Annotated in this window: 8 protein-coding genes; 7 read left to right on the forward strand and 1 reads right to left on the reverse strand. The window is 45.2% G+C overall.

What is annotated here, in order from left to right:
- Positions 1 to 53: 53 nt before the first annotated feature.
- Together oleD and L5L97_RS08415 are read left to right on the forward strand one after the other, a co-directional pair.
- A complete protein-coding gene (oleD, locus tag L5L97_RS08410; protein ID WP_263181163.1) occupies positions 54 to 1,199 on the forward strand; it encodes a 2-alkyl-3-oxoalkanoate reductase in 1,146 nt (381 codons plus the stop codon).
- A 35-nt stretch (positions 1,200 to 1,234) separates the two neighbouring features.
- A complete protein-coding gene (locus L5L97_RS08415; protein ID WP_113938889.1) occupies positions 1,235 to 1,474 on the forward strand; it encodes a DUF3624 domain-containing protein in 240 nt (79 codons plus the stop codon).
- A 25-nt stretch (positions 1,475 to 1,499) separates the two neighbouring features.
- On the opposite strand, the gene L5L97_RS08420 is transcribed toward L5L97_RS08415, so the two are convergent.
- On the reverse strand, positions 1,500 to 3,125 hold the full coding sequence (locus L5L97_RS08420; protein WP_263172192.1) for a peptide MFS transporter: 1,626 nt from the start codon (positions 3,123 to 3,125) through the stop codon (positions 1,500 to 1,502).
- A gap of 690 nt (positions 3,126 to 3,815) precedes the next feature.
- Between L5L97_RS08420 and L5L97_RS08425 the strand changes: the two genes are divergently transcribed.
- From L5L97_RS08425 to L5L97_RS08445, 5 genes are all read left to right on the forward strand, one after another.
- Positions 3,816 to 4,802: a TerC family protein gene (locus tag L5L97_RS08425; protein WP_263181162.1), complete on the forward strand. Its 987-nt coding sequence runs from the start codon at positions 3,816 to 3,818 to the stop codon at positions 4,800 to 4,802.
- Positions 4,803 to 4,997: 195 nt separating this feature from the next.
- Positions 4,998 to 6,536, forward strand: a complete 1,539-nt coding sequence (locus tag L5L97_RS08430; RefSeq protein ID WP_263172188.1) for a hypothetical protein — start codon at positions 4,998 to 5,000, stop codon at positions 6,534 to 6,536.
- A gap of 254 nt (positions 6,537 to 6,790) precedes the next feature.
- A complete protein-coding gene (locus L5L97_RS08435; protein WP_028760513.1) occupies positions 6,791 to 7,669 on the forward strand; it encodes an ABC transporter ATP-binding protein in 879 nt (292 codons plus the stop codon).
- Between the two features lie 12 nt (positions 7,670 to 7,681).
- Positions 7,682 to 11,239, forward strand: coding sequence for an ABC transporter permease/M1 family aminopeptidase (locus tag L5L97_RS08440; RefSeq protein ID WP_263181160.1), 3,558 nt, complete (start codon positions 7,682 to 7,684; stop codon positions 11,237 to 11,239).
- 172 nt (positions 11,240 to 11,411) lie between these two features.
- Complete coding sequence (locus L5L97_RS08445) at positions 11,412 to 13,133, forward strand: phospho-sugar mutase (protein WP_263172185.1); 1,722 nt, start codon at positions 11,412 to 11,414, stop codon at positions 13,131 to 13,133.
- Positions 13,134 to 13,204 lie beyond the last annotated feature (71 nt).

The raw sequence follows: 13,204 nt of genomic DNA on the forward strand, positions 1-13,204 counted from the left end.
ACTTATTACACCGACTTTAAGTTCATGTAAATGTGCTGAAATGGATACCCTTAATGACGAAAGACCCAATCAAGAGCACGACGCTTGCCCAATTTGATGCGGCTGAACAAACGGCACTGGCGCAGCTCGCGCTTAAGGTGCAACACGCCTTTGTCACGGGGGCGGGGGGATTTTTAGGTAAAGCGATTTGTCTGAGATTGTTAGCCGCGGGCATTAAGGTCACAGGTTTTGCGCGTGGGCATTATCCCGAACTTGAAGCGCTGGGCGTAGTCATGCTGCAAGGGGATTTAGTCAATAAAGATCTGCTGCAACAGGCGATGCAAGGCTGCGATATCGTATTCCATGTGGCGTCTAAAGCGGGTGTTTGGGGGGACAGAGACAGCTATTTTTGTCCGAATGTGAAGGGCGCTGCCAATGTGATTGCCGCTTGTAAGGCATTAAAAATAGATAAGTTAGTTTATACCAGTACCCCGAGTGTGACCTTTGCAGGGCAGGATGAATCGGGTATTGATGAGTCTACTCCCTATGCTACAAGATTCCTGAATCATTATGCCCACTCTAAAGCCATCGCTGAAAAGATGATGCTCGATGCCAATCAAGTGGGTGACATGCCACTTGAAAATCCTGATGTGACCCAAGTATCTAGCCAAGTGACGACTCAAGCCACTGCATCCTATGCGTTAAAAACCGTCGCACTCAGGCCGCATCTGATATGGGGGCCTGGCGATCCCCATCTAGTGCCACGGGTATTGTCGCGCGGGCGTTTAGGTAAGCTTAAACTGGTTGGCCGCGAAGATAAGCTGGTCGATACCATCTACATAGACAACGCCGCCTATGCCCATGTGCTGGCCGCGCTAGAACTGTGCCAAGCAAAGCCTAAGTGTCAAGGGAAAGCTTATTTTCTGAGTAATGATGAACCCATCACTATGGCCGAGATGATCAATCTGATATTGGCCTGCGATGCTTTACCGCCAGTGACTAAGCGTGTGCCTCAATCTGTCGCCTATGTAGCAGGCGCAGTATTGGAAAGTGTACATTACCTCCTAAAGAAGCAAGAAGAGCCCATGATGACGCGTTTTGTCGCACGGCAGTTATCCTGCAGCCATTATTTTGATATCAGCGCAGCTAAACGAGATTTAGGTTATCGTGCGCTCGTCTCTATTAATCAAGGGATGGCAAGGCTTAAAGTGTCGCTTTAGTTTTAGATATACTGCCATCATGGTATTGGGGGTTTATGAGTTGCGGTGATTGTAAAACGTCAATTTTCAGGCAAAAGATTGGTCGCTGCAAACGATGTATGTGGCAGCTTACGGCTTTGTCGGCTATCGGTTGGCCGCTGTGGTGGTGGCTTTATTATGATGCGCCTAGGGATGTAAACTCGATTGCCTTACTGTTTTTCTGCACCGCTTTTACGGGGTTATTGGCTTTACATCTTATTGTCTTGGCTTACCGTCGCCTCAGAGGGCGAGAGTAAGCCAACTGACTTTCTGTTTGTATGCTTAAACTGAGTTAGTTGCCATTTTCTCGTGCATCATTTTTTTCATTAATGGCGCAAGGGCAAAGAAGACTAATGCCATCACCACGCCAATTTGCGCCGAGAAGATAAACAGTTGCTCGTATAGCGCCATCGCACTCGGTACGTCACTTATCACGCCGCCTTGGGTATCAATCGCGGCGAGCTTGTTTAATTCGGCGGCTAAGATTTCAGAGTATGAAGTGCCGAGGAACCAAGCACCCATCATCAGGCTGACTACGCGTTTTACCGAAAGCTGAGTCACGGCAGATAAGCCTATGGGCGACAGCAATAACTCCCCGATTTCTAATACAAAATAAGCCGCGACTAAGAACCAAATACTCACTAAGCCACTGCTTAGCGGCATCTGGATCCCGAGCACAAGCACCATAAAGGATAAACCCGCGAACAAAATACCGAGTGCGGTTTTAACTGGTTTGCTTAGGTCGCAATTTTTACGGGCGAGGGCTGGCCACAGCCAAGCGAAGATAGGCGACAAACTGATCACAAAGAAGGCACCGAGGAAGGTTAGCTGTCCCGCACTCCATTCGAGGCCTAGCATGTTACGGTCCATCACACGGTCCGAAAATGCTACCCAAGAGCCATAGGTCTGCTCATATAAGCCAAAGAAGACCAAACCCGCAACGATGAAAAGCAGCAAAGCCGACATCTGTTGACGTTCAATCGGATTACAATGTTTCACCATGAACCAGCCAATACCAAGGGCAAGCACTAGTGATACTGAGTGCAAGAACCAAATCACTGGGCTCACAGCGGGTAATAAACTGCTAATCGAAAGTACGAGGGAGTGGGTTTGAATCAACCCCCAGACTATGATTACGCTGCCAATTGCGCTTAAGTAAATCCATTGTTCTGTCGTTATGCCGGCGGTTTTCTTTAAAATCCGCGCAGGATCTCTGGGTTCGGCGAAGCCTTGCAGATGTTTCTTGCCACGAATAAACACCAACAAACCCGCTAACATCCCCAAACCTGCCAAACCAAAACCGTATTTCCAGCCATAGGTTTCACCTAAATAAGCGCAAATTAGCGGGGCTAAGGTGGCGCCTAAGTTGATGCCCGCGTAGAAAATGGTAAAACCAGAATCTCGCTTAGCGGATGATTTAGGATAAAGCTGACCGACTATGGTGGAAATATTGGGTTTTAAAAAGCCCACTCCGACAATGATTAAGGCAAGGGATAAATAGAATACTTGCAGCGCTTGTTCATCCCGTTGAACTTCACCTGCAACGATAACCGCTTGATGGCCTTCAAAGGCCATACCTAAGTGGCCGAGCACCAATAAAACACCGCCAAAGATCACCGCTTTGCGCATGCCGATATAGCGGTCGGCCAATAAGCCACCCACTACGGGCATGGCATACACTAAGGCACCGTAAGCACCAATCACGTTGTAACCAAATTCATCAGTAAATAGATGATATTTAATCAGGTAAAGAAACAGTAATGCTTTCATACCGTAGAAAGAGAAGCGTTCCCACATTTCGGTAAAAAAGCAGACAAATAAGCCCTTAGGATGCCCAAATAGCATTTCAGCTGGGGGCGAGCCTTGTGGGCCCTGCATTGCGAGCGACGGGTTTTGTTCTATTGACACTTAAGACTCCCATTGCTGGCACTTTATGCGCCGAGCAGCTAATGATTCATTTTATCGTAATGAATTTTATTAATTATTTTTCATTATTTGTGATTATCGCGGCGCTTTTGATCACTAAAAGACGGCACTGTTGCAGCAGTTAATCACACTCGGATGATATGGAACAGCCAAGGGTCTTGAAAGTGATGAATATTTTGTATAACTAACATTTTTAGCCGTTCTTTAAGGCTCGCTATAGCAATACTAAGCGGTTAAATTAATTCATTTTCAGTTAAGAAATGAGTGCTAAATAGTGGCCATAATTCAACTGTGGCAGTTTTATCTTAGCGGCTTTAGCCTTGATTTAGCTGTAGTTCGTCGTTTAATGGATAGTGTAAGTTTTATGATTGATAGCAATTTTGCATTATTGGTAGAGCATCTACGCGCTTGTTCGAGGCTGCTATCTAAAGGAATGTCACGAATGGGTGGGTTAGATGATTTTCTCAGGGAAGCGCTGTGATTGAGAAGTGAACTTATTCGAGGCATAAGTATAAATAAGCACCATAATTATATTGATTGTAAAAGAATTTTAATCTTGATAGTTGCATTTTTCATATAAGATTTCACAGTTTATATTTCTACAATGAGTCAATGTCTATCTGCTCAACTTTACTGATTTAGATCAGTCGTTATGTGTTACTAAGGAGACTTATGGAGTTTTTTACCACCCTATTTGTGGGTTACCCGCTTTGGGTTTGGTTAATGTTTTTCGGTTTTGTGCTGGCGTTATTAGCCTTTGACCTTGGCGTATTGCACAAGGATCAGCATGAAATTACCGTGGCTGAAAGTTTAAAGCTTTCAGCCTTTTATATCTGTATGGGCTTATTGTTTGGGGCCTGGCTCTGGTGGTACAAGGGTTCAACCGCCGGTATGGAATACCTAACGGGCTATCTGATTGAAAAATCACTGTCTATGGATAACGTATTTGTTATCGCGTTAATCTTCAGTAGCTTAGGTATCCCACGTTTATACCAACACAGAGTGCTCTTCTGGGGCATTATGGGCGTAATAGTGTTGCGCGCCATTATGATCGGTCTTGGTGCTGTGCTTGTTGCCCAGTATCAAGGTGTACTTGTGTTATTTGGACTCTTCTTGATTTTCACTGGCGTGAAAATGCTCTTCTCAAACGATGAGCACGGTGATATCCAAGACAATAAGTTTTATAAATGGTTACGCACTAAGATGCGTTTTACACCAACGCTGCATAAAGAAAAATTCTGGGTACGTGGCGAAGATCATCAGTTAATAAAAGGATGGTGGGCGACGCCGTTATTCTTGGCGTTGATCTTAGTGGAAACCGCGGATTTGGTGTTTGCAGTCGACAGTATTCCAGCTATTTTTGCGATTACCCAAGATCCTTTCATCGTTTATACCTCGAATATCTTCGCGATTCTGGGGCTACGTGCTTTGTATTTTGCGTTGGCTGCTATGGTGCACCGTTTTGAATACCTTAAATATGCGCTGTCAGTGGTATTAGTATTTATTGGGGTGAAAGTGGGTTTAGTGTATTTCAATCACGAGGGAATAGTGGACTTTACTATCCCAACAGCAGTGTCCCTTGGTGTGACTTTTGGTCTGTTAGTCTTAGGTGTCTTGTATTCGCTGTGGAAGACGCGTGGGCAAGAAGTTGAGAAATAGCTTGGACGGCTAGTCCAATAAGTAATATGTTTCGGCCGTTTAGTCATACTAAACGGCCTTTTTTATATCCTTAATATGTGAATCGTTAAGCTTTACAGAAGATGTTAAAAATTAGTCTATGCTTAATTCGAGCCGTTGTTAGTTTTGGGCTCACAAAGGGAGTTTTTAGGACTAATACTCTTCAAGGACGATATTATGAAACTCAACATTACCGCCATACTTCTGCTCACCGTTTGTTCATTGACCACAGTCAACGCAAAAGCTGCAGATAAGCAATCGCCCAACACTAGATCTAACGCAAATTCAACCTGTACTGGAGCCTATCCAAGTTACTTCCAAGATCCTGCTTTTACAAAAACAGGTATGTGGGACAATCAAGTCATTATCAACCAAGCTTATTCTGGCTGGAAGGGGCCTATTTTTAGCCTCAGTGATGCTTATTCGAGTGCTAAACCAGATAGCGCTGCACCTTGGCTTAAATTCAATCCCTTCGATAAAAATCTGAGTGAAAGTGATAAAAATACCCAAGCTGAGCAATACCTCTGGGCTGTGATGAAGTACATCCAAGAGGGAAACATCGACAAAGGCGATGTCAGTAAAGACTGGGATCTGTGTAACAACAAGGTGCGCTCTTGGTACCATATTCCCTATCAGACCTATGATCCCATGAGTGGGCGGGAATTTATCCATGGCTTGACCCGAGAAGCCCCCGTTACTATGGAGATAAAAGGCCAAGGCTCCCTTAAAACCACTATGTGGGCGGTGGGTTTTTATAATCCTCAGGCGGCAAACAGCATTGGCAAGGTATGGACGGGGGCACCATCACCTGTGATGCCCCAGCAAAATTTTGCATTTAATGAAGGCAGTGTGATTGGCAAGTTACTGTTCACTACCGCAACGCCTAATAACTATCCTTTCCTTGAAAATGTACCTGTTTGGCAAGCCAATATCAGTGCCAGTGATTTCTGTGTATGTAAAAACGCCGATGGCAGTGCCTGTAGTTTCCAACAGGAAACAGAGCAATGCCCGCGCTCTGTCGCCGATGTGTACTTGTTGCAGTTTGATATTGCAGTGCGCGACAGCCGTTCACCCGTGGGCTGGGCCTATGGCACTTTTGTCGCCGATGGTCAGTTTAAAGCGAAAGAGAAAAATCCTTGGGATCGTATCTCACCTCTGGGATTAATGTGGGGGAATGACACGCCGCCAGCAACAGTGGGAGCGGCAGCATTCCCTCAAAACCCAATCACAGGGCTTAAGGATAGCGCGGTATTTCAAGAGGTCGTTGGCCGTTTGAATGAGCACACCAATGCGGGACACTTAGGGTGTAATGGGCGTTTAAATGGCCCTGCGGATAATGCATTAAGTAGCTGTTTATCTTGCCATCAAACTGCTTCAGTTCCTGATAGTACCAATAATACACCGGCAATCCTGTACCAATTTGCCTCGTATCAAGAGCCGGGCAGTGGTCAATGTTTAACATCGCCCAGCGCCCTCGATTTATCAATTGACCAAGTGTATTTCAAAACCTTTATGTGTTCTGCGTCCTTCGTTGGACCCAGTAACATAGTCCCTGCACCTAAATATACTCAAGGGCAAAAACAGTGGATTTCTACTGATTTTTCATTGCAGCTTAGTATTAGTCTCACCCAGTGGCAAGAATGGCAACAAGACCAAGATAACCTGAAAAAGAATATCAAAGTACGTGTATTTGATGGCACTTTACCCTCGCGCTAATGTTGGCGTTTATGTAACTAAATTGTATTTAGTACGCCATATTTTAATTCGTGGCATATTTTTACTTTTATATTGTATTTCAATAGCAAGGGACTCAAATAGAGTCCCTTTTGCTATTTTAGGGATTAAGAATATGTAGTTTGTTTTGCTGGCTAGCATTCTGTAAGTACATGAATATCTTGATAACTACTGTAAAGGTTAATTTTATGTGATAGTTTGTCGGTATTTTGAACTCACAGACGCAAGAGGGAAGCATGCTGACTATTTCTAATCTCACTAAAACCTATGATAACGGTGTTAAAGCACTCGATGGTGTTGATTTAACGATTTCCAAAGGGATGTTTGGTTTACTCGGACCCAATGGCGCGGGCAAGTCATCACTCATGCGTACCATTGCCGCCCTGCAAAGTGCCGATAGTGGTAGCATAGTGTTTGACGGTATTGATGTATTAGCCGACCCTCAAGCGCTGCGTAAAACCTTAGGTTATTTACCTCAGGACTTTAATGTTTATCCGCGTATTAGCGCCTATGACCTGTTAGATCATTTAGCCATTCTTAAGGGCATTAATCAGAGCAAGCTGCGTAAAGAAGCGGTTGAAGGATTGTTGGCGCACACCAATCTTTATCAGCATAAAAATAAAGCCGTGAGTGGTTTCTCTGGCGGTATGCGTCAGCGCTTTGGTATTGCTCAGGCCTTGCTTGGTGATCCTAAGTTATTGATTGTGGATGAGCCGACTGCGGGTCTCGATCCCGAAGAACGTAACCGTTTCCATAACTTGCTGGTGAGTTTAGGCGAGGAAAAAGTGGTAATCCTCTCGACTCACATTGTCGAAGATGTGTCTGAACTCTGCGCTAATATGGCGGTTTTGGCATCGGGTAAAATTCTGCTTCAAGGCAATCCACATCAATTGGTGGGTGAATTAACGGAAAAAATTTGGACTAAGACTGTGAGTCAAGCACAGGCGCAGGAGCTTGAAGCGCAATTACCTGTGATTTCTAAGCGTTTATTAGCGGGACGCACAGTACTGAATGTGATGGCTGAAACTTGTCCTGAAGGATTTACCCCTGCGACTGCTGGGCTTGAAGATCTGTATTTTTCGACTTTACTCAGTCACCGCCGTCAGGCTGCCTAAGGAGATATCAATATGTTGTTATCAATGCTTAGGTTTGAGTGGCGTTATTATTTGCGTCAGCCATCCTTTTATGTTGTTTCTTTTCTATTGTTTTTAATGAGTTTTCTATCAGTCGTCTCTAACAATATTCAAATTGGTAGCGGCGGTGAGGTGATGAAAAACAGCCCATTTGGGATTACTCAAACCATGTTGATCATGGGACTCATTTCCATGTTTGCCGTGGTGAATTTTGTGGGTAGCACGGCTATCCGCAATCATCAGCATTTGATGGAAGAGCTGATTTATAGCAAACCCCTATCACCATTTGCATACCAATTTGGTCGATTTCTCGGCAGTTTTGTTGTGGTGATGATGGTATTTGCCTTTATCCCCATAGGGTTAATGCTCGGCTCTTTTATGCCATGGGTCGATGCTAGCCGTTTTGGACCTTTTGCGTTATCGAATTATCTTGTGCCGTATTTTTTACTCGCCATGCCGACTTTGCTGCTGATCTCGACTCTATTCTATGCGATGGCAAGTCATTTTCGTTCCTTAATGGCGCTCTATCTGACCGCTGTAGCCATGTTGGTGCTTTATACCTTGACGGGCGAAATGGCGAGTCAGCCACAATATCGTACTATTGCTGCTTTGCTTGATCCCTTTGCGCTGCGCACCTTTGCCGAAGTGACCCGTTACTGGACCATTAGCGAGAAGAATAGCCAGTTAATTGAATTCTCAGGACTCGTACTGCAAAACCGGGCGATATGGTTTGGAATTGCCTGTGTATTACTGGCCGTTTCAGGGATTTTCCGTCAGCCGAGTTTGACTAAGAAACGTGAGAAAAAATCCGATAAAGCAGGAAAAGTTCCCAGCTTAGTACCTTTGGCACAATTGGCTATGGCAACTGAGCCTAATGGTCGTCAGCAATTTTGGACGCGGGTTAAATTTGAAGTACGGCAAGTACTATTTACCGCGCCATTTGTGGTGTTAGGTGTGCTGACTATTTTCAATTTAGTCGGCCCCATGTTCGATGATTTTGGTTGGTACGGCACATCTAATTGGCCATTAACCCAAGATATGGTGAATAACATTGCCGGCGCGACGGGGCTATTGATGGTGATAGTGCTGATTTATTACAGCGCAGAAATCGTCTGGCGTGAACGCAGTTCAGGAATGGGAGATATCGTCGATAGCGTTCCTGTATCAAACTTAAGCTTTTGGGGCTCAAAGTTAGTGTCTGTGGTCATAGTGATGACCTTGCTGTATGTGCTCGCTATGTGTACCACAATTGCTTTTCAACTGATAAAAGGTCAAGCCAATCTTGAGATTGCTCAGTACCTTATTCGACTGGGATTTTATTACCTCCTGCCGCTGTTGATGACCGCTGTGCTGGCGTTTTTCCTGCAAGTGCTTAGCCCAAATAAGTACGCAGGTATGGGACTATTTGTTGCTTATTATCTAACGACATTTGTTATGGCAAGCTGGGGATTTGGCCATAGCTTATATAACTTTGGTCAATCACCGACCTTAATTTACTCGGATATGAACGGCTACGGTTGGGGCTTATTAAGTCATGCACTCTATATGATTTACTGGGGGGCTTTTAGCCTTATCCTGTTTGTTTTAGGTTATGGCTTGTACCATCGCGGACCGCAGCAAAGCCTTAAAACCCGTATGGGATTACTGAGTTATCAGCTTGGTTTTAGTGGCAAAGTCATTGTAAGCGTTGCTTTGGTGGTGTTTTTTGGCATGGGCAGTTATTTGTTCTACCAAACAAAAGTGTTGAATCATTATTTAACCCAAGATGAAACCACAGATCTGCAAGCTGATTATGAGAAGGCCTTCAAACAATACCAAAACATGCCGATTTTAGTGGCTACTAAGGTCAATGCAAATATTGATATTTTCCCTGAAGAGCGAAAAATTGTTGCTAAGGTGATATTCGAATGGCAAAACAAGTCAAATAAACCAATCGAAAGGATGTTAGTGCAGTGGCCCGAGCATACTGAGGCCGAAACGGTAAAAATCAATATCCCGAATACAAACTTAGGTGAGTTAGATAGCCGCTATCGCAATGCTTGGTTGACCTTTTCGACACCTGTGCAGCCTGGGCAGGTGGTGCAAGGGGACATTCAATTAGTACGTCAGTCTGTGGGTATTGCTGAAGCTGGCTTTGATATGTCAGTGGTTGAAAATGGGACCTTCATCAACAACTTCGAACTATTGCCCCTTTTTGGTTATCAAGATGGCTATGAGCTGATGGATCGCCACGAGCGCGAAAAGCGCGATTTAGCCGAAAAAGCTCGAGCGAACAAGCTTGAAGACAGCCGTTACTACACGCAAAACTTCTTTGGCGTCGATGGTGATTTCATTCAGTTTGAAGCCACTATTTCGACAAGTGCAGATCAAATTGCATTAGCGCCAGGGTATTTGCAAAAACAGTGGCAGCAGGATGGGCGTGAGTATTTCCATTATTCAATGGATAGCCCTATGGTGAATTTCTACGCGATTATTTCGGGCCGTTATCAGGTGGAAAAAACTGAGCACAATGGTGTTGCGGTTGAGGTTTACTACCATGCGGAGCATCCTTGGAACGTTGCGCGCATGATAGAGTCCGTTAAAGATTCTATCGATTACTACACACAAGCATTTGGGCCTTATCAGCATAAGCAAATGCGAATTATGGAGTTTCCGGGGTACCGTAGTTTTGCACAAAGTTTTGCTAATACAGTGCCTTACTCAGAGCGTATTGGTTTTATTACTGATTTACGCAATGAGGATAATATCGATCCTGTGTATTACGTCACAGCCCATGAAGTGGCACATCAATGGTGGGGACACCAAGTGGGCGCTGCGAATGTGCAGGGCAGTGCTGTGATATCCGAAAGCTTGTCGCAGTATTCGGCGCTGATGGTGTTGGAGAAAAAGTACGGCGATAAAATGATCCGTAAATTCTTGAAATATGAATTAGATAGATATTTACGTGGCCGTTCATCCGAATCCATAAAAGAAATGCCTTTGCTGCGCAGTGAAAATCAGCAGTACATTCATTATCAGAAAGGCTCAGTGGTGATGATGGCGATTAAAGATGTGTTGGGTGAAGAGAAACTCAACGCTAATTTGAAGGCATTCTTAGCGCGTTATCAGTATCGTAACGATCCTTTCCCAACCACATTGGATTTAGTGAGTTACCTTGAGCAAGGTACGGATGAAGCGCAAGCTCGCTTTATCGATGAATCTTTTAATGAGATCACACTCTACGACCTCAGGTTAACCAATGCGGTAATGACCACTCTGCCTGATGGTAAGACGCAAGTTGACTTGAGCATTTATGCCAGTCGCAAAGTCGCGAGTGGTAAAGGTGAAGAAGCCGAACAACCTTTAGATGCCATCATCGATATAGGTGCCTTTAGTGCCGATCCCGATAAGCTAAAGGATGACAAACAGGTGTTATTGATTGAGAAGCACAGGCTGGTCAGTGGTGAAAACAAGCTGACGATCACTTTGGCTGAAAAACCCAGTTATGTGGGGGTCGATCCCTTTGTGAAGCTCATCGACAGAGATACGAAGGATAATATCTTTAAACTCTAAATCCGTTTTGAAACCAGTTTGTTAAAACCAACGCACTATCTGGCATGACCTGTTAGATAGTGCGTTTTTTATGGCAATACCCATGGCTCATTTTGAAATTAATGCAAATTAGCTTGTTCTTCTACGTGCTTTTTCCTAAGGTGATTGCAAATGATTTTCAATGAGGCGTGATATGAATACCCATCTGCAGTTACAGGTAAACCATTGGCTTGAAAATGATCCTGACCCTCGCACTCAAGCCCAGTTACAAACCCTAATTGATAGCGGCAATGAAGCTGAACTCGCAGCGCGCTTTGCGGGTCGCTTGGAATTTGGCACCGCAGGATTACGCGGTGTCGTCGGTGCTGGGCCTATGGGGATGAACCGTTTGGTGATCCGCCAAACCTCTGCTGGTCTTGGTGCTTATCTACTTGATCAGATTAAAGATGCCGCCGAGCGCGGCGTGGTGATTGGTTATGATGGCCGCCACGATTCATTTAATTTTGCCCATGATGCAGCGAGTGTGCTCACCGCTATGGGGATTAAGGTACGCTTAACGTCCAAAGTAGCGCCAACGCCGTTGGTGGCCTTTGGGGTAAAACATTTTAATGCGGCAGCGGGCATTGTGGTGACCGCGAGTCATAACCCGCCGCAATACAATGGCTATAAAGTCTATTGGGAGAATGGCGCGCAGATTATTCCGCCCCACGACTCTGGCATTGCCGCGCAAATTGAGCGCGCCGCAAATCAAGCGATTCCGTTTTTAGAGCATGATGACGCGGTAACACAAGGTAAGTTAATTATCCTGCAGGACGATTTTTACCAAAGCTATCGTCATGGCGTGCAGCAAGCTGAGGTGCTGCAAAACCATACCGCTCCTGAAAAGGTCAGTTTAGCCTATACCGCCATGCACGGTGTGGGTGCCGAAATGGCTGAAACGGTATTGAAAGATGCAGGTTTCACCCAAGTGTATTCGGTTGCCTCCCAGCGTGAACCCGATGGGGATTTCCCGACAGTGAACTTCCCAAACCCTGAAGAAAAGGGTGCGATGGATTTAGTGATTGCCGAGGCGAAAAAACACGGCGCTATGCTCGCCTGTGCTAACGATCCCGATGCCGACCGTTTTGCGGTTGCAGTGCGTAAAGAGGATGGCGAGTATCAGATGCTGACGGGCGATCAAGTCGGTGTGCTCTTTGGGCATTACTTGTTATCTCACGCCAAAGATAATCAACGACTTACGGGCACAACGATAGTGTCATCGAGCCTGTTATCTAAAATTGCTCAATGGTTTGGCACGCAAAGCTTTACCACGCTCACCGGCTTTAAGTGGCTGATGAATGTAGGGATTGCAAAAACTTCGCCTGAGGATCAATTCCTGTTTGCCTATGAAGAAGCCCTTGGCTATACGGTGGGCAGTATGGTGTGGGATAAAGATGGCTTGTCGGCGCTGGTGGCATTTGCCCAATTAACTGCCGAGCTGGTGGCGAAGGGGCAAACGATTTGGGACAGACTCGAGCAAATTTACCGTGAGCATGGCTTCCATCTCAATGCGCAGGTGAGCATTGCGCTAAAACCTGACACGCCCAATATTGGCGCCTATTTGCGCGAGCATCCACCGCTGAAGATTGGTGAGTTAGATGTGCTCTCAACCGATGATTTAAAGGCGCTTGAGCGTCGTTTTGCCGATGGAAATATTGAGAAAATCGACTTACCACCGAGCGATGTATTGACTTACTGCTTAGCGGGCGGGGCTCGGGTGATCGTCAGACCATCTGGCACAGAACCTAAAATTAAGTGCTACTACGAAGTGGTAGAAACTATGGTTGATACAGATACCTTAGCCAGTGCCCAAGCGAGGGCGAGCAAAGCCATGGATGATTTTATTCAGGCACATCAAGCCAGTTTGCCAAAGTAACGTTTTAACTAGGCCAAAACCCTCAACATTCACTTTTATTAAAAGGCTACTGACATCATGCTGTCAGTAGC

It is taken from the genome of Shewanella sp. SM71, assembly GCF_025653905.1.
In the GTDB taxonomy this organism is placed as follows: Bacteria; Pseudomonadota; Gammaproteobacteria; order Enterobacterales; family Shewanellaceae; genus Shewanella; species Shewanella oncorhynchi.